This is a genomic window from Caldisericum exile AZM16c01, from assembly GCF_000284335.1.
Lineage (GTDB): Bacteria > Caldisericota > Caldisericia > Caldisericales > Caldisericaceae > Caldisericum > Caldisericum exile.
Genome location: NC_017096.1, coordinates 427,345 through 445,632, shown reverse-complemented (window position 1 = coordinate 445,632; position 18,288 = coordinate 427,345). Strand labels below are relative to the sequence as shown.

Sequence of the window (18,288 nt, the reverse complement as noted above, 5' to 3'; positions counted from 1 at the left end):
AAATAAAAAGTAAAAATTTCTTTGAAAGAAAAAATAAGAGTAAAATTATAAAAATAAAATGGAGGACATATGATTATACAAAAATTTTCTGTTAACAATCACCCTATTCAAACGGTACTTTCATGGGTTTTGAGTAATGAAATTGCAGTGCCAGAAATCCAACGTCCATTTGTGTGGGATGCAATCCAAGTAAGAGACCTAATTGATTCTCTGTATCGAGGCTATCCAATTGGCTATCTTATAACATGGCAAAATCCAAACGTAAAACTGAAGGATGGTTCAACATCAAAAGGGAAAAAGATCCTTATCGATGGACAACAAAGAGTAACAGCCCTCATGGCTGCGTTGCTTGGTAGAGAAGTGCTTGATAAGGATTACAGAAAAAGAAGAATAATTATTGCATTCAATCCAATTGAACAGAGATTTGAGGTTTCCAACCCCGCAATCCAAAAAGACAAACAGTGGATACCAGATATATCAATGGTGTTTTCGCCCGAATTTAAAACACTTGAAAAGTTAAAGGAATACTGTGCAAACAATCAAGATGCAAAAGAAGATGACATTTTGAACGCTTTTGATTCACTAAAAAGTATCCAAAACATTCCTATTGGCTTAATTGAACTTAATTCGGAACTTGATATAAATGAAGTAACAGAAATTTTCATAAGGATAAACTCTTCTGGTGTTGTGCTAAGCCAAGCAGATTTTGCAATGTCAAAAATCGCAGTAGACGAAAAACATAGTGGAAATAACTTAAGAAAGGCAATAGACTATTTCTGCCACCTTGCGGTAACTCCTGAATTTTATAGTCAAATAAAAGAGAGTGATACTGAGTTTGTAAATACAGAATATTTTAGCAAGATGACATGGCTAAAGGACGATAGAGATGATTTATATGACCCATCATACACAGATATGCTAAGGACATCATTCACCTATAAGTTTAAACGTGGCAAGTTAGAAGACCTCGTTGCACTTCTTTCTGGAAGAGACTTTGAAACTCGACAGTACAAAGAAGAAATTGTTGAAACATCTTTCTTAACGCTCAAAGAAGGTATAATGAATTTCATGAATGAAAATAACTTCAAAAAATTTACGATGATTATTCGCTCTGCTGGATTTATTGATAGTTCAATGATTCGCTCTCAAACAGCACTTGACTTTGCATATGCCCTATATCTTCTTTTAAAAGAAAAAGGAATAAACCAATCAGTTGTTGAATCTTATGTAAGAAAATGGTTCGTGCTTTCTGTATTAACAAGTAGGTATTCTTCTTCACCAGAATCCGCTTTTGATTATGATATAAAAAGGATTGATTCCGATCCAATCAATTATATGGATAATGTGCTGCGTGCAGAACTTTCGGATAACTACTTTGAATTTGCATTGCCACAGCAGATGGACACATCCATAGGAAGTAGCCCAACGTTTAACGTGTTTCTTGCTGCACAGGTTAAAATGAACGATAAGGGATTTCTATCAAAAGACATTACAGTGAAGGATCTCATCTCAATAAAGGGAGATGTGCATCATATTTATCCAAGAAACTATCTAAGAAAACTCGGCTATAACAGGGGAATGTATAATCAGATTGCAAATTACGTTATGGCACAAAGCGAAATAAACATCTCAATAGGTGACAATGAACCTAAGAAGTATTTTGCAGAACTTAAAGAGCAATGCAATGGAGGAAAATTAAAGTATGGTGGGATTACAGATTTTGAAATGCTAAAAGAAAATCTTAAAATGAACTGTATTCCAATTGAATTGTTAGATACAGAGATGCGTTATGAGGACTTCCTAAATGAGAGAAGAAAACTCATGTCAAATAAGATCAGAGAATATTTCAAAACCCTATAGCATTGGAAGGTAAAAAGGAGGATAAATCCAATATGTTTGTGGAGGCTCAAAAAATATCGACCTTATAACAAACTCGTTAAGCAATACAAAGTGGGTGTGTCCCTAAATATGAATTGTGAGGATATGGTTAACAAATTATAAATTATCTTAAAAGACCTTTTACTTCAGATTACAAATCCAGTACGTATCTACATCAAAATATTCAAAAATTACCATAGCATTACTTAGAGAAAATAAATTAAGTGAATTGATTTCTATGCGTTTATTACATGGAGCAATAAAATTGGGCAAATCTACAATTTTTTAAACATCTTGTAAACTAAAAAGCCTCCTTGCCTCATCGCAAGGAGGTGAAGTATGAAGAAAGTATTGGTAGTATGCTTTTAATTATGAATTAGGGTGTTTTAACTTGTGGGACTTTTTCAACTCTTTCTTTTACTCTTGCTTCAAGATTAGAAACAATTTTGTTGTACTGATCCTGGGTGATCTTGCCGTTCTTAAGAGCAGTATCAAGGAATGCCTTTTCTTTTGTGACGATAAAGTTAATAAGATCTGCCTCAGTTTTCCCATGTTCAGTTGCAATAGTTGCAAGAGATTTGCCAGATTTAAGTTCTTCCTTAAGTTGGTCTAAGGTAAGTCCAAGGTAGTTTGCAATGTCCTCATTAAAACCAAATCTTAATCCTTTTTTGAAACCTTTCTTGAAGGCCTCCTTCAACTCTTCTTTTGTTGGAGGAGTACTTTCAACTCTTTCTTTTACTCTTGCTTCAAGATTAGAAACAATTTTGTTGTACTGGTCTTGTGTAATTTTACCACTCTTCAAGGCATCATCAAGGTATGCCTTTTCTTTTGTGACGATAAAGTTAATAAGATCTGCCTCAGTTTTCCCGTGTTCAGTTGCAATAGTTACAAGGGATTTACCAGATTTAAGTTGAGTTCTCAGTTCATCCACTGTTATTCCAAGATAATTTGCGATGTCCTGGTCAAGGTTGTACTTTACACCAAGTTTGAATCCTCTTTCAAATGCAGCCTTAAGTCTTTGAGCGAAGTTTGAGGTGCTACTTCCCGTGCCTGCACTAACAAACGCTACACTTCCCAAAACAAGCGCTAAAACAAGTGCAGAAACGATTAATACATTTTTTATTTTCATCCTTTTTCACCTCCATTGATTATTATAGACAAGATTGTGATAGAATTATGAAAAACTTAGATTAAAGCGATACTTTCAATTGGATTACTTTCAAAAAACTTTCGAGTTTCTTCGATATCGGCCATAACTTGATTTCTCAAATCTTGGACTTTTTCGTATTTTATCTCATCACGCAAGCGCTTTATAAAATAGAGACGTAAAAATTTCCCGTAAAAGTCATTTTCCACATCTAAAAAATGCGATTCAATTTTTACATTCTTTTTATCTTCAAAAGTTGGGTTAAAGCCGACATTTGTTACACCTTTCAAAAGAATGCCATTATAATTCCCTATTGTAATATAAACGCCATTTTTTGGAAGAAGTTTGTTGCCATTTTCGTAAGCAAGATTTGCCGTTGGGAATCCAAGGTGCCGCCCGAGACCTTTGCCTCTTTCAACAATACCCTGCACAAAATAAGGATGTCCCAAAAGACTATTCCCTTCCTCAATTTCACCACCCAAAATGAGGTCATGAATAAGTGAGCTTGAGACTGCAACACCATCTTTTAAAACCTTATTTACAATGATCACTTCAAAATTGAAAATTTTTCCAAGTTCTTTGAGGGTATTTACATTGCCTTCTTTTTTATGGCCAAATCGAAAATTTTCCCCAACGATAACAAGTTTACAGTTGAGAGTTTTAACAAGTTCTTTCTTCACAAATTCCTCCGGGGACATTGTCATAAGGTCCTCCTCGAGGTTTGCAATGTATATATTTTCCACGTCAAGTTTCTCAAAAATGTATAATTTTTCGTTAAGCGTTGTAAGAAGTTTTCTTTTTGCTTCTTTTATTGGGTGGTTTGAGAATGTGTAAATAACAGGGCAGAGATTTTTTTCGTCACTTTTGCCTAATAATTGAGAAATAAGTGCCTTATGCCCAAGGTGGACACCATCAAACATGCCAATTGCAATGGCAGTCTTTTTTGAAACAGGCTTATGGAATTCTATTATCTTCATCGATTACGACCCTTGGTTTCAAAGTGCCTTTTATCTCACCGATGCCAATTAAATTGTAAGTTTTATCAAGGACGATTGCGTTGTCTAATGACTCTAATTTTCCTAATTTAAAGGATGTTCCATCAATTATTATCATAGGCATATCGATTACTGCTTGCGGAGGCACAAGTCCCTTTGAAAAATCACCTCGCTTCAACCTATTTATTGTCGTTGTGAAATCAATTGAAAGGTTACCGATCTTCGTGCGTACAATTGCAGAAAGAGTTGCAGGTACACCCAACGCAAGACCAAGTTCGTATGCAAGAGAGCGCATATAAGTACCAGAACTTGAAGTAACCTTTAAAACGAGTTTATTATTTTTAAAACCCATGTATTCAATTCCAAGAATTTCAACATCTTTGAATGTTTCAATAAAGGTTTCCTTTCGTGCAAGTTTGTAAAGTTCAATACCTTTGAGTTTTCTTGCAGAGAAAAATGGTACCCGTTGTTTTATTTTTCCGGTAAATTTCGGAAGAGTTTTAAGAATATCCTCTTCTTTTACTAAAACATCTCCTTTTTTTAAAACTTTTCCTGTGATGTCCCACGTGTCTGTTTCAATTCCAAAGGTAATTTCAATTACATATTCCTTTGTTTGAAGGTTTACATATGGTAAAAGCCTTGTGTATTTTCCCAAAGCAACGAAGAGCAAACCTGTTGCCATGGGGTCAAGAGTGCCAAGGTGACCAATCCGTTTTTCTCCTAAAACCCTTGATATCTCGTTTAAAAATTTCCTTGATGTAATACCATAAGGCTTAGAGATTAATAAGAAAGCGTTTGTCAACTTTTCCATTTTTTATTTCGATTCCTTCGGCTTTAAGAAGTTTTTCTTTAAGCGTTAACCCACCTGAAAATCCGTGAAGCCTTAAATTTCTATCAATAACTCTGTGGCAGGGGATAAGGACAGGTATAGGATTTTTTGAGAGAGCAGAACCTACGAAACGCGCATAGTCATTTGTATTAAAAACTTTTTTGGAAATCTCTCCATATGTGGTAACCGTTCCATACGGGATTTTGTAAACAGTTTCAAGAATTAGGCGAATTGAAGGGTCAATTTTTTCAAAATCAATGAAAAAAACGCTTCTTCCTTCTTTAAGCAATTTCAAAAATTCAGCAAGAAAATCAATATTATTTTCCTTGCATGTCTTTAAAAACTCAATTTTGTATATCTTATTTCCGTCAGTATAAACTTTTAGAGGGATTTCTTCGTAGCAAATTTTGTAGTTCATCAGTATATTTTAACCTCAATACTTGCTGGCGTAATTGTTTGAAGAATAACATTTTGCGGCAATCCCGAAACAACAACAGGAAGTGTATAAGAGCCAGTGCTAAGGGATGATGCATCGATAGTACAACTAATCATATCAGATGTGATAGAATCAATAACATCTTTAAAGCCACTAATAACAACATTTATGTTTTCTTGAGAAGCACTATACTGTTTACCTTCAGCAACAAGCACCTTCACCTGAACTGTCAATGTCTTTGAGACAATTGGGCTTACTTCAACTGTTATTTTACAGGTATTAATAGGAAAAGTTACTTTATCAATTGGAGTAAGTTTTACAGTGAAATCTGTTTTGGCAGTTATTTGTGTTAAGTCAATCGGATCAGTTGAAACATTTTTTATGTTTGTAATTACACTAATTGGGCCTGAAATAGTGACAACAGATGGGCTTACAGATACTGATCTAACGCCAAACCCCTGAGGTGGTGCGTTTCTAATAATAGGTATTATCGGAACAGTAACTATACTATTATCCTCTGAAACTTTTACCTCAGCAACAACGGAAGACGGATTTAAATAGACATTTTTTAAGGTTGTTCCATCTATAGTTTCAACTTGGACTGGCAATATAAGAGTTGTGTTTTCTTTGATCTTTGAAACATCAATGGAAATATATACCCGCCTTATTTTTGAAAGTTCAGAGTTTGGCCCAAATGCAATAACAGAACTTGGTGAAACCAACGGAAGTGATGGGAAAAATTGTGTTGTTTGTGAAGAGTTTATGAATTCTGAAACTATTGGAAATTTTTTACTTGAAATACTTTCAAGCATTACCCTTATTTTGTCGGGAGAAAATGATTTAACTCGTATAACAGATGAAGGCGGTGAAATTTCAACATCAACTAGGAAATCGCCTTCTTTTTTGTTTGATAAGTCGACTGTTGCAATAAAATCTGAGTCTTTTAATCCAAGAATAACTTTACTTGGTCCTTCTGCAACAACGGAAATCGTTGGAAGATCATTTGATATGTATGATTCACTTGAAACATTTATAGGGACAACAGGAACATTTTTGAAGGTTTTTGTAATGACTGGACCCTGTGTTATGCTTACATAGTACCATAGTCCTACTGCAAAAAATACTGCAATCACTTTTATATTGAAAATCTTGCTTAAAAATTTCATCCTTTTTTCACCTTATCCTTTGCTTTTAAGACCGGCCTAATCATCACTAAAAGCATACCTCTTAATTCAAGAGGGCTTAGATAACGGGTAAGTTTTCCACGCACGGCAAGAGAAATTATTCCAGTCTCTTCTGATACAACGATAGCAATAGCATCACTTTCCTCTGTTATGCCACATGCTGCCCTGTGGCGAGTTCCGATATCCTCTTTTTCAAGTTCTTTGTCCATAGAAAGAGGAAGCACACATCGTGCTGCTGCAACTTTATCACCTCTTATTATCGTTGCACCATCGTGAAGAGGTGAATTTGGAAAAAAAATTGTTACAAGAGTTTCGGACTTCACCTTTGCACCAATTTCAACACCAGTCTCCATGTATTCAGAAAGAGGCACTTCTCTCTCTATTACGATAAGTGCACCAATTTTATTCAAGGACATTGTATTTACGCCTTTCACAATTTCTTCAACGATACTTCTATAATCTTCTTCCCCTTCCAATGGTTCTTGGAGTTTTATGTTCTTTCCAAGACCCGTAAACCATTTTCTTAATTCTGGTTGGAACACCACAACAAGAAGATACGGAAGAAACATAAAAGAATAGGTAATTAAATTGCTTGCAAGAAAGTGAAGTGTCGTTAAACCAATCTTATCAGATAGATAAGATACCAAAAATACACCGATAAAATACAGAGCGATACCCTCAGCAAGTTGAAGGGTCCTTGTGTTTTGTATCGCCCTTAAAATAACGTAAAAAATTAAACTTACAATCAGAATATCGATTACGCTTAGAATAATTGTCTTTGTGCCTATATCCTTAAATGTGTTTATCAATATCTCCATATCAACATATTTTCTCATAAAATTTATTTTTTGCAAGGGTATTGAGCCTATACAATTTAACGAAGCGCTTCTCATAACAAAAAGAACAATTGCATACGGAAGGACAATTAAAATAGAAGACCCGATTATTAAAAAGTAATTTATGCGAAACTCATTATGCAAGACTTCCCTTCTTTTTGTAGAAATAACTAAAAACTAAATAGAACAAATAAAATTAATTCAAAGAAGCACAAATAAACAATTGGAGTAATAAGACTTGAGGCTTATTTATCAATAAGTGTTTTGTAAAAATTGCCCTCCTTAAAAAGTTATCACAAAAGCACCCAAATTTACTAAGAAAATACCTAAAAACTTCAATGTACTAATAACCTCTGAATACCAAACGCTATCGTAATCAAGGTAATGGAAGCTGAAGAAAACGTGCAATTATATAAACAAGGGATAGATACCATAATTATATGAGATGGAAAGCGAAAACCAGTAGATATTATTTGCAATCCAGCTTAAAATAATAAAAAAGAATGCGAAGGTGTTTAGCTTGAATTTTTCAATGTAGATAAAACGAGTTTATCAATGCCTCTTTTTAAAAGAAAATTCCATATCGAGTGAAGAAACCCCGATAAAACTACAAGCAAAAACTAAAAAGACTCTCCATAAGACTATTATATAGGAGTTTACCTCAAAAGGTGACTTTTGTATATAATAACACTATGAAAAGGACTCAAACACCAGAGGTTGCTTCAATACTATTCGCTCTTGCAAATGTTTTAAGTAAGCTTTTAGGCTTTGTAAGAGACCTATTCTTGAGCAATTACTTCGGTGTTTCCAAAAGTGTTGATGCTTTATCTACAGCGTTACCTGTTAATTCAATTTTTCAGAATTTGATGTCCTCTGCAATCGTTGTATCTTTTATTCCACTTTTTCTTGAAGAGCTTGCAAATGATAGAGAAAAGGCTGAAAAAGACCTAAGCGCACTTTTCAACTTAATTTTCGTCGCATTTCTAATTTTAGCCATTGCTTTAATGGTATCTTCAAATGCTCTTGTAACTATACTTGCGCCTGGATTTAAAGAGGACACACTTAAAATCCTCACCGCAAAACTCGTAGACTTTGTTTCAATATCTGCATTCCTATGGGCTGTTGTCGGATTTCTTTTTGGTGTTGCTCAGTCAAAAAAACACTTCTTCATAACTGCAATAACACCTCTTCTTGCAAATGTGTTTACAATTTTAGGACTTGTATTCTTTCACAAAACACTTGGGATATATTCGTATGTATTGGGAATGAATATTGGCCTTCTCATACAATTCCTAATAATGGTTTATTACTCAAAAAAGTTCCTTAATTTGAAATTTGGCATATATTTCTCTGTAAGCAAAAACCTTTTAAGAAACCTTTTTGTGCTATCATTACCCCTAATTCTTTTACAACTGACAAACTACTTCGTAACGCTTTTTTCAAATAGGATTGCTTCCACCCTTTCAGAAGGAAGTATTGCATCAATCCAATATGCAAACAAATTAAGACAACTTTGGGTAAGTTTACTCACAGTGCCAATTGCAACGGCTTATTACCCATTTTTATCAGAGGCTGCAATAGCATGTGATTTTGGGAAGCTATCAAGCATTTTCAGAAGAAGCACTGAATTTGCTCTCATTCTTGGGATTCCCGTTACCGTTATTTCGTTTGCATTCGCAAATCCAATTGTACAGGTCGTTTTTAAAAGAGGCGCTTTTAACGAAGAGGCAGTAATGCTTACAACATATGCTTTCAAATACTTCTCGATAGGCATTTTTGCGTTAATGATTACAATCCTTGCTATGAGAGTACTTTACGCCCTAAAAGAAATGTATCTTGTGCTTTTTATTTCGGTTATTATTGCTGGGATTAATATTGCACTTTTTTATCCTCTTGTTAAGATGTTTGGACATGCGGGAATACCGCTTGCAATAAGCATTGGGCTTATAGTTGAAGCGATCGCTTTTTTAATTGCGCTTGAAATAAAAACTTCCATAAAACTCAAGGAATTTTTCCTCTCAATTGTAAAAATTACAATTCCAAGTTTATTAAGCGTCATTTTAATGTATTTTATTTATAGTGTAGTAATAAAATTCATTCACAATACAAAAACCTTTAATGTGCTTATTTCGTTTGTTGGAAGCGGCTTCATATTTCTCCTCTCATATGTTGCTTTACTAAAAGTTTTTAAAGTAGAAGAACTTGATACAATAATAAGGATTTTCAAAAAATAGACATATATAAAAACTTTTGGTAAAATAAAGTATGGAAAAGTTTGATATTGAAGATATTAATAAGAATAGATATGTTGCAGCCATTAGCTATGTTTCGATTCTCTTCATTCTCCCGCTTTTGCTTGTAAAAGATAGTCCATTTGTTAAGGAGCATACAAAACAAGGCTTTGTGCTTTTCCTTTTTGAAATATTAGGTTCAATAATCTACTATTTCCCAATTTATGGCAGAGTTTTAGGTGGTGTAATTCTTGTAATTTGCCTTATAATTTCGGTCGTTGGATTTTTAGTTGCTCTTACAGGTGGTTTTATAGAATTTCCGGTAATTTACGACCTTACAAGAGAAATCAAAATCTAAACCTCAACACTTACAGTAATACTCGCAACTGCCATAATAATTTCGGTGTTTTTATCGTTAAATTCCTCCATGATTGCTCCATAATCAATTAAGCCACCTTTTACAACCTTAATAGAAAGATTTTTCTTTATTGGAAACGCCTCAGTGAGCCGATTTATATCAACACTTTCTGGATAAGGCACACCCAATAAGGCATCTATTTTAAAGTCCTTTATGTTTATTTCAAGAAGTCCAATGATATAAACACGAGAAATTGCATCTTTAACGGCTTTAATGCAAGCATTCGTTGGATCCTGTCCATGAGAATCAACACCAAATCCAAATTCCATAACAAATCTTTTGTACTCTCCCATCTTCGCCTCCTTATTTAGATAATCGCCATATTATTGTATAATTAGAAAACGATTTAAAACAAAATTGTTTATTGAATGAATCAATTTATCGAAATAATTACTGTCAAACAAACTTATAGTTAATTATTTGGAGTAGGGACAGAACCTTCTGAGGTTAAGTATTTTGCAAACAGATGCACCAGTTACACCGTAGAATATCACAGGTTTACCTGCACTAATATACTTTTCAATTGTACCATTTGCCACCGTTGACCCAGTTGCAACAATCAAATCGCACCAGGAAATTATCTCTTCCTCCTTATCTTGTCCAAAAATTTCAAGACCATATTTTTTTGACCCTATGTTGTCTTCGTCAAGATCAATTACTCTAATTTCAAATTTATCCTTAAATGCGCTTATCATTGCAGGCTGAAAACCGAAAAATGCAATTTTGGGTTTTCTAAAATTTTCAGAAATATACCTCACAAAACTATAAGAACATAATTCTGGTTCGTTATTTTTGCAGTGTTTTGTTCCCTCGACAATTCCAAAATGTCGCAATATTGCATTAAGACTCGCTATAAAAAAGGCTCTGTTTTTATTATTTGTAAGAGGAAACCGCAAAAGATCTCTAACTGTTCCTTTAAAATTACCTGGTTCATCTGTAAATGCTTGCCCTTTGCTTCCTTTAAAACTTGCTTCAATCATAACTTCTTTCCCTTTCAGTATTGGAAAATCATTCCTTTCAGGATTACCAATTGCTTCTTCCTTAGTGAGTGGTCTTATACTTACAACATCGATATCTTCGTCCATGATATTATGATCCTTTGCAAATTTTTCTAAAAATTCTTTCAAAAATTCGTATATATTACTCATTCTTCTTTCCTCCTTATATTATTTCTGATCTAACATTCCGCCTATACCCCATGCGGCAATCTCACTTTTCTTTACTTTGGCACCTATAAGCAATCGAGGTAGAATAAAATCCAAAAAGGAATTTTTATAATTTATAAACCCAGCAGAAATTCCTAAAACAGGTGTATTCCCAATCCAGCTAATTATACTCATTGTTGCGGGATTCACAGGGATACCGTATTTTATAATTTTGCCACCTGCCGCTTTTATCCCTGCCCTCGTGTTATCATCAGGGTCAGGACCCATTCCTCCGGTTAAAATGACAATTTCTGCTCCTGCTTCTATTGAATACAAAATTGCGTTTTTAATGTACTCCTTGGAATCGGGAACAATCGTGTTATAAATCACTTCAACCTCAAAATTTGCCAATTTTTCCTTCACCTTAAAAGATGCTGCATCCTTTACAAGACCTGAATATATCTCGTTTCCCGTAACTATCACTCCTGCTTTTTTACATTGAGGCTTTAGAATGTCCAAGATATAGCCGTGCAACTGCTTTGTCTTTAAAACATTTTGAAGAATTCTTTTATACAAATCTTTCCTAATTTCAAGTTTTGTAATCTTAAACTTCGCTATAATTTCTCCCTTAGAAACAAGCGAATAAGTTTCCCGAGTCGTTAATATAATTTCACTATACATATTAAGTTTAGTTATGGCTTTTTCATTAACAATTAATATTCCGCTTTCTTTTGACTTGATGTAAGCCCAGCCTTCACTAGGACCATCAACATAAAGATTATTTGAAATTATAGAATTAGCGATTTCAATAGATGCGTGGTCCTGGTGTAAGTGGCGTTCATCTTCAAAATAAACCCAGATGTATTCCTTTCCGGCTTTTTTCAATTCGTTAATATCTTTTTCTTCAACTATGTGACCCTTTTTAAAAATAGGCCCTTTGTACTCATTTGGTATGATTTTTGTAATATCCGCACCGAGCATTAGCCCAACTGCTTTTTCTACCTTAACTCTTTTCAACATGATTAATCACCACCTCTAAATCTTCTTTCATTATGAAGATAAGGAATATATAAACTATAACTTAAAGGATTTGCATCTCTATTTAAAGAGTTGTTAATCATTTGGAAATCTTCAAAGATATCCCCCTTTTTCAGTATTGCTAACGCAACCTTTTCGCTTTTCGATTTCATTATCTCTGAAAAAACACCAACAGTTTCTATCTCACCATTCCTCATTATGGCAATCCTTTCTGACATATAATAAGCCTCACTTAAATCATGAGTAACATGTAAAACGGTTATTTTGAATTGTTGTTTCACCAAAAGCAAAAGATCCCAAACTGACTTCTTTATCTCCGTATCCAAAGACGATGTGGGCTCATCAAGCAAAAGTAGCTTTGGCTTTTTAACTAATGCTCGCGCAAGGGCTACTCTCTGTTTTTCTCCTCCTGAAAGAGTGCTCGGGTGTCTTTCCAGAAGTTTTTCTATGTTAAGAAATTCTATAACTTTTTTATCGAGTGGAACCTTTCCAAGCGTAATATTTTCAAGAACCGAAAGATGAGGAAAAAGTAAATAATCTTGGGGCACAAATCCAATTTCTCTATCCTTTGGCGTCATTCTCGTTATATCCCTGCTTCCAAAAATAATTTTACCAGAACTTGGAAAGTACCTCCCCGCCATTGTTTCAAGTAAAGCAGTTTTACCTGCACCTGAATTTCCTAATATGATAAAATACTCCTCGTCAAAAATTTTAAGGTTAATATTTTTAAGGTAAAAGTTCCCAATTTTCACGTTCAAGTTCTCAATATATAGCATAATTTTTAAAAACCCTCCTTACTAAAATGTGAATTAAAAAGGAAATGAGCACCATGATAATTCCTGCACTAATTGCAAGGTTCATATCGTAGGAGTTAACACCCAAGAAGACCGCAATTGGAAGTGTTTCTGTTTTCATTCTTATAGCCCCTGCAAGCATGACTGTCGCTCCAAATTCAGAAATTGCCCTACTCCAGCCCAAAATCAAACCCGCAACAATCCCCTCTTGTGCCATAGGGAAGATTATCTTCACAAAAATCTCAAAATCATTTAGTCCCATTGTTTGACCTATAAACTCATACCTTTCGCTTATTTTAGAAAAGGCAACCTCAATGTTTTTTTCGACAAAAGGAGTAATAACAATAAACTGCGCAAAGATAACACCAAGAGGAGTGAATACGAAACTTATATTAAACTTATCAAGTAATTTTCCAAACGGACCTCCAAAGAGAATTAAATACATAAGTCCTATTACAAGGGGCGATAACGAAACAGGTATATCGAGCAAATTTTGAACAAAAGGCTTTCCGAAAAAGTTTTTTCTTGCAAGAAAGTATGCAACTGGTAGGGAAAAGAAGAATGACAAAAAAAGTGATACGATGGAAGTCATTAAAGAAAATTTTATAGAAAAAATAAATTCGCGACTCTGCAATGTTTTCAAGAGCTGATATGGAGAAATTTCAATAAATAGAACAATCAAACCTGAAATAATTATTATTAAAAGTATTAGCAACAAAAATTTTTGTAAAGTCTCAAATATTTTCATTGCTTTATTATTCTGTAACCATATTTTTCAAAGACCTTTAAACCTTCATCTGACAAGACAAAATTCATGAATTTTTCAGATGCACTCTTATCTACTGTCGTTTTTAATATCGAAATAGGAACTGCCTCAATAACAAGATATTGCTTCTCAATAGGTATCTCTTGAATATTTTCACCAAATTGTGCACCTAATGTTTCCCAAACTATTGATGCATCAATATCAGTTTTGTCTACATCCAGAACAAGTTTACTCACAGAACCTTCCCATACAACGACATTTTTCTTAACTTCATTGTATATATTCGCCTTTTCGAGCATTTTCTTTGACACTATTCCTATTGGCAAAGATGATTCGTCCCCTAATGCAAGTTTTAAGCCGCTTTTTCGTAAATCAAGTAATCCCATTATATTTTTAGGATTGCCTTTCTTAACAATTATTGTAGGCACATGGTAAGCAAACTTTACGCCTTTTAATATAAGACCTTCCTCTACTGCCTTTTGATAATGACTCATCCCACCGGGTATAAAGATATCACCTTTTTGTGTGCTCTGTATCTGTGCAAGTAAAGTGCCACTTCCTGCATAAATAACGTCAAACTTTACTCCAGTTTTATTGGTGTACATTTCTGTAATTTCATCCAAAGGACCTTTAAGACCAACACCAGCGTAAATCATGATATGAGTTGTGCTTGTCTTTGTACAAGAAACAAGGACTAAACTTAAAAGCATTAGTAGAACTACTAAACTTATTTTTTTCATACTACCTCCTTAATCTATGGCATTTTTATGGTTATAATTATATACATTTTTTTGTTGGTGTCAAGATTTTTGTATTGAGACCTACTCAAAAAGAGAACAGGTTAAAAAGAATTAGTGAAGAAGTCTAAAGAAAGGCAAAGTTGGAGGTTTTATGAGTAAATCCATCAAGAGAGAAATGCTGTGATAAGAAAAGAGACAACAATATACATGAAGCAAACAAAGATTGGGAAAGCAGGATGCTTGATGAATTTGTAAAACTCACAGGATATTCAAGATGTTATGCATCATATGTGCTAAGATCGTATGGAAAGAAAGTTGTTGTTGATTTGGAAAACGGAAAAGGGAAATGTATTAATAGGAGATGACCTGTATAGTGGTAAAAGACTTAAGATAAAAAAAGGAAAAAGTATACAGTGAAGAAGTCTTCAATGCCCTTGCATATCTATGAAAGATGTCTTATTGTCTATAAGGAGAGATTATAAAATTGCTTAAAAAAGATTAGCGATTATAAATGGTTAAAATTTAGATGAGGCGACCAGATAATAATTCATATAATTTGCTGAACGGATTACAGATTACAAAGGATTAAAAAATTAAATGAAGCAATACAGAGCAATTTATAATAATCTTAACAGAGGCAATTGATTGCCTCTGTTAAGATATTTTACATCAAATATTAGAAAATAAGAGATCCTACTTGGTAAAATAAGACAGCAACAGAGTAGCCAACAATCAAACTAAAAATTATCGAAAATACCGCCCACTTTATGGAGCCTGTTTCTCTATAAATTGCGCCAATTGTTGCAAGACAAGGAATATAGAGTAAACTCATAACCATAAAAGAAAAGGAGGAAAGAGGAGTAAAAAGTTTCTGCAATACTAAAGGAATATTTTCTTCTCCTCCAAAGAGTGTTCCAAAGGTGCCAACGACAAGTTCTTTTGCTATTATACCAAAAATTAAAGCAACGCTTGCCTGATAAAAACCAAATCCCGCTGGTTTAAGAATCGGAGCAAAGAATAAGCCTATTCTCCAAAGATAGGATCCCTCAAGTCCTTCGCCATGATTAAGAGGAAACGTAGAAAGTAACCAAATAACAACTACACCTGCAAAAATAATTGTGCCTGCCTTCCTAAGAAATTCTCTACTCCTCTCCCAACTGTGAATTAAAATCCCCCTAAGGGAGGGTAATCTATACGGAGGAAGTTCCATTACAAGAGGTGAAATCGGTCCTCTAAGAGAGGGGATTGCAAATTTCAGAAATTTTGCTGAAATGATAGCAACGATAATTCCCAAGGCATAAAGAGAAAACACAACTACCCCTTGGCTTTTAGTAAAGAAAATGCTTGTGAACATAATATAAACTGGTAGCCTTGCACTACAAGACATAAATGGATTTATTAAAATGGTAAGCAGTCTGTCTCTTTCTTCTGGTATAGTCCTTGTGGACATAATGGCAGGTATATTACATCCAAAACCAAGTATTAAGGAAATAAAAGACCTTCCTGGTAAACCTATTACATACATTAATTTATCAATTACAAAGGCTGCTCTTGCCATATATCCTACATCCTCAAGGAAAGACAAAAACATAAACAGAAGAAAAATGTTCGGAAGAAACACAAGAACCGACCCAATACCGCTTATTACTCCATTTGAGATAAACGAAGAAAGTAACGGAGGGAGAGAAATCTTTTCGATTAATCCTGAAAGCAGTGAGAAAAACTGATCTAAGTAGTCAGCAAAGAACCCCCCAATTTTGAAAGTTAACTCAAATGTTAGATACATAAAAAGTGCAAAAATAGGAATACCAAGATACTTATTAGTCACTACTCTATCAATCTTATCTGATAGTGTTAATCTTTCATCTATTGATACAAGTTTTTTTGTTGATTGCTTTAGTATGCTTTCAATATAACCATAACGATATTCAATTATTTTTTCTTCAATGTCAACTTTAAAATTCCTTTCAAATTCTGATGACTTATAAGCAACAAAGTCAATTACATCACCAAAGCCATTATTTTTTATCTCTTCGATAACTTGTGGATCGCCTTGTAAGAGGCTCAGGGCGGTAAAGCGCCTATTAAGAGGTGTCGCTAATGATTTTAATTTATTTTCAACTTCAAAGATTAATTCTTCAATATCTTCACCATAGTCTATTCTAAGAGGAGTTTCACCTAATGTACTTGCCTTTAAAATTGCATTTTTAAAATCCTCAATTCCTTCATTTTTAATAGCAGATGTTAACACAACGGGAACTTTAAGAAGATTTTCCATTTGCTTATTATTTATGTCAATTTTTCCTTCAATCATATCAACCATGTTAATATCCAAGACCACGTTAGCACCAAGTTCTCTAACAAGGACAAACAAGTATAAACTTCTCAAAAGATTAGTCGCATCAGCAATAACAATAACAACGTCAGGCTTTTCTTTTATAATAAAGTCCCTTGCAATACGCTCATCAATGGAAAATGAAGTCAAACTATAAGTCCCAGGTAGATCTGTACAAATAATTTCGTAATCTTTAAATCTTAGTTTCCCTTCTTTCTTTTCGACAGTTACTCCAGGCCAATTTCCAACGTGAGCGTGTCCTCCTGTAAGTGCATTAAAAATCGTTGACTTACCCGAATTTGGATTACCCATAAGAGCAACCCTTATTGTCTTTCTTTCTTGTGCTATGGCTTCTTTCATTACATTCCTCCCTTCTTTAAATCTTCCTCACGATTATCTTTGAGGCAAGTCCTCTTCCGATAGCAAGCCTCATGTTTCCAATCCCAACAACCAAAGGACCTCCTGAATTGGAAATAAGCTTAATTTTTACACCGGGAATTATGCCCATCTCTTTCAGCCTTAAAGTGGCGTCTAAACCAGTTAAAACCCTTTCAACAATAAATTCATCTTGTGGTTTTCCGAAAATTAACGACATCATATCCTCTCAACCAAAATTTGCTCTGCTTCACTTTTTCTTAATGAAAGATGGTAGTCTAAGATAAGCACCTCAATAGGATCACCCAATGGTGCAAGTCGCTTAACCTTTACAACTGTTCCTGAAGTTGCGCCCATTGAAAGTAATTTACTTTTTAATTTACCAGCTTCATCTTTAATTGAGACTATCTTTCCACTCTCTCCAACCTTTAAATCAGCCAACGTTAAAGGCATTTTTTCCTCCTTTCCCTCTTTATTTAAATGGGTTGTTTTAACAAATTTAACTATTGCATCGAAAGTTTCGTTGGAAATATCATGCTCAATTTTATGAGCATCTCTAATTGCAATCTCTGGTTTAACGCCAAGAACATCTACTAAAAACGAAAGAAGTATCTTTTTCTTCTCGTAAATTTTTCTTGCTTGCTCCAACCCATAATCGGTAAGCACAATATAACCACGAGCCTTATGTACTAAAAAATTCTTTTCTGCAAGTGTTTTTACCGCCTCAAGTGCCGAAGGTAGAGTAACTTTTCTTTTTCTGGCTAAATCAACAAGTCTTACGATGCAATCCCTCTGCGATAACTCTAAAAGATCCACAAGATAATCTTCAAGACTCTCACTTAGTGAAAATTCCATAATTTCCTCCTTTTGCATTGAAGCTGCAATTTCCTCTTAATGGACAGTTTTTACAAGTATGGAGTTTTAAAGTTGCTAAATTCAAAAAACTAAGCCTTCCTTCTCGAGATAATTTATCAACAATCTTTTTAATCTCCCTTCCTTGAACTCCAGTTAGGAGTTCAAGTTCTCTTAAATTAAAAATTCTTTTTTTGTAAACAAGGTAATAAATAAGTTCAATCACTCTTACCTCCAAATATGCTTACCTAATTTTATTAGGCTAACCTAATTATATAGAAAAATTGAA

Annotated in this window: 20 protein-coding genes; 4 read left to right on the top strand and 16 right to left on the bottom strand. The window is 34.0% G+C overall.

What is annotated here, in order from left to right:
• Nucleotides 1–69: 69 nt before the first annotated feature.
• Nucleotides 70–1,860, top strand: a complete 1,791-nt coding sequence (locus CSE_RS02165; RefSeq protein WP_014452995.1) for a GmrSD restriction endonuclease domain-containing protein — start codon at nt 70–72, stop codon at nt 1,858–1,860.
• Nucleotides 1,861–2,254: 394 nt separating this feature from the next.
• Here the strand turns inward: CSE_RS02165 and CSE_RS02160 are convergent, their stop codons facing one another.
• The 6 genes from CSE_RS02160 to cdaA are packed head-to-tail and all read right to left on the bottom strand — an operon-like array spanning nt 2,255 to nt 7,287.
• Nucleotides 2,255–3,007 carry a hypothetical protein gene (locus tag CSE_RS02160; RefSeq protein ID WP_014452994.1) on the bottom strand — a complete coding sequence of 251 codons (753 nt, stop codon included), beginning with the start codon at nt 3,005–3,007 and terminating at the stop codon, nt 2,255–2,257.
• 56 nt (nt 3,008–3,063) lie between these two features.
• Nucleotides 3,064–4,002: a bifunctional riboflavin kinase/FAD synthetase gene (locus tag CSE_RS02155; RefSeq protein ID WP_014452993.1), complete on the bottom strand. Its 939-nt coding sequence runs from the start codon at nt 4,000–4,002 to the stop codon at nt 3,064–3,066.
• Nucleotides 3,980–4,831, bottom strand: coding sequence for a tRNA pseudouridine(55) synthase TruB (gene truB, locus CSE_RS02150; protein ID WP_014452992.1), 852 nt, complete (start codon nt 4,829–4,831; stop codon nt 3,980–3,982). Before truB ends, CSE_RS02155 begins: the two co-directional genes overlap by 23 nt.
• A complete protein-coding gene (locus CSE_RS02145) occupies nt 4,794–5,267 on the bottom strand; it encodes an MGMT family protein (RefSeq protein ID WP_014452991.1) in 474 nt (157 codons plus the stop codon). The genes truB and CSE_RS02145 overlap by 38 nt, the downstream gene beginning before the upstream one ends.
• Complete coding sequence (locus tag CSE_RS02140) at nt 5,267–6,451, bottom strand: CdaR family protein (protein WP_014452990.1); 1,185 nt, start codon at nt 6,449–6,451, stop codon at nt 5,267–5,269. The genes CSE_RS02145 and CSE_RS02140 overlap by 1 nt, the downstream gene beginning before the upstream one ends.
• Nucleotides 6,448–7,287: a diadenylate cyclase CdaA gene (gene cdaA / locus CSE_RS02135; RefSeq protein ID WP_050981376.1), complete on the bottom strand. Its 840-nt coding sequence runs from the start codon at nt 7,285–7,287 to the stop codon at nt 6,448–6,450. The genes CSE_RS02140 and cdaA overlap by 4 nt, the downstream gene beginning before the upstream one ends.
• 710 nt (nt 7,288–7,997) lie before the next feature.
• On the opposite strand from cdaA, the gene murJ reads away from it, so the two are divergent.
• Both murJ and CSE_RS02125 read left to right on the top strand, forming a co-directional pair.
• Nucleotides 7,998–9,539: a murein biosynthesis integral membrane protein MurJ gene (gene murJ / locus CSE_RS02130; protein ID WP_014452987.1), complete on the top strand. Its 1,542-nt coding sequence runs from the start codon at nt 7,998–8,000 to the stop codon at nt 9,537–9,539.
• 31 nt (nt 9,540–9,570) lie between these two features.
• Nucleotides 9,571–9,894, top strand: a complete 324-nt coding sequence (locus CSE_RS02125) for a hypothetical protein (RefSeq protein ID WP_014452986.1) — start codon at nt 9,571–9,573, stop codon at nt 9,892–9,894.
• Here the strand turns inward: CSE_RS02125 and CSE_RS02120 are convergent.
• The 6 genes from CSE_RS02120 to modA form a co-directional block, all read right to left on the bottom strand.
• Nucleotides 9,891–10,247 (bottom strand): Lin0512 family protein, encoded by a 357-nt coding sequence (locus CSE_RS02120; RefSeq protein WP_014452985.1) that lies wholly within the window; start codon nt 10,245–10,247, stop codon nt 9,891–9,893. The two genes, CSE_RS02125 and CSE_RS02120, sit on opposite strands and share 4 nt — an antisense overlap.
• A 123-nt stretch (nt 10,248–10,370) precedes the next feature.
• Nucleotides 10,371–11,102, bottom strand: a complete 732-nt coding sequence (locus CSE_RS02115; RefSeq protein WP_014452984.1) for a Rossmann-like domain-containing protein — start codon at nt 11,100–11,102, stop codon at nt 10,371–10,373.
• 18 nt (nt 11,103–11,120) lie between these two features.
• Nucleotides 11,121–12,119: a molybdopterin-binding protein gene (locus CSE_RS02110; protein WP_014452983.1), complete on the bottom strand. Its 999-nt coding sequence runs from the start codon at nt 12,117–12,119 to the stop codon at nt 11,121–11,123.
• A 2-nt stretch (nt 12,120–12,121) separates the two neighbouring features.
• Nucleotides 12,122–12,913, bottom strand: a complete 792-nt coding sequence (locus tag CSE_RS02105; RefSeq protein WP_014452982.1) for an ATP-binding cassette domain-containing protein — start codon at nt 12,911–12,913, stop codon at nt 12,122–12,124.
• Nucleotides 12,900–13,679 (bottom strand): ABC transporter permease, encoded by a 780-nt coding sequence (locus CSE_RS02100; protein ID WP_014452981.1) that lies wholly within the window; start codon nt 13,677–13,679, stop codon nt 12,900–12,902. Before CSE_RS02100 ends, CSE_RS02105 begins: the two co-directional genes overlap by 14 nt.
• Nucleotides 13,676–14,437 (bottom strand): molybdate ABC transporter substrate-binding protein, encoded by a 762-nt coding sequence (modA, locus tag CSE_RS02095; protein WP_014452980.1) that lies wholly within the window; start codon nt 14,435–14,437, stop codon nt 13,676–13,678. The genes CSE_RS02100 and modA overlap by 4 nt, the downstream gene beginning before the upstream one ends.
• A 236-nt stretch (nt 14,438–14,673) precedes the next feature.
• On the opposite strand from modA, the gene CSE_RS08590 reads away from it, so the two are divergent.
• The gene (locus tag CSE_RS08590) at nt 14,674–14,802 is read left to right on the top strand and encodes a hypothetical protein (RefSeq protein ID WP_014452979.1); all 129 of its coding nucleotides are present in this window, start codon (nt 14,674–14,676) and stop codon (nt 14,800–14,802) included.
• Nucleotides 14,803–15,113: 311 nt separating this feature from the next.
• Here CSE_RS08590 and feoB read toward each other — a convergent pair whose 3' ends face one another.
• The 4 genes from feoB to CSE_RS02075 are packed head-to-tail and all read right to left on the bottom strand — an operon-like array spanning nt 15,114 to nt 18,225.
• Entirely contained in the window at nt 15,114–17,132 is a 2,019-nt protein-coding gene (feoB, locus tag CSE_RS02090) for a ferrous iron transport protein B (RefSeq protein WP_014452978.1), read from the bottom strand.
• Nucleotides 17,133–17,148: 16 nt separating this feature from the next.
• Entirely contained in the window at nt 17,149–17,370 is a 222-nt protein-coding gene (locus tag CSE_RS02085; RefSeq protein ID WP_014452977.1) for a FeoA family protein, read from the bottom strand.
• The gene (locus CSE_RS02080) at nt 17,367–18,002 is read right to left on the bottom strand and encodes a metal-dependent transcriptional regulator (RefSeq protein WP_014452976.1); all 636 of its coding nucleotides are present in this window, start codon (nt 18,000–18,002) and stop codon (nt 17,367–17,369) included. The genes CSE_RS02085 and CSE_RS02080 overlap by 4 nt, the downstream gene beginning before the upstream one ends.
• Nucleotides 17,983–18,225, bottom strand: coding sequence for a hypothetical protein (locus CSE_RS02075; RefSeq protein WP_014452975.1), 243 nt, complete (start codon nt 18,223–18,225; stop codon nt 17,983–17,985). The genes CSE_RS02080 and CSE_RS02075 overlap by 20 nt, the downstream gene beginning before the upstream one ends.
• Nucleotides 18,226–18,288: the final 63 nt, after the last annotated feature.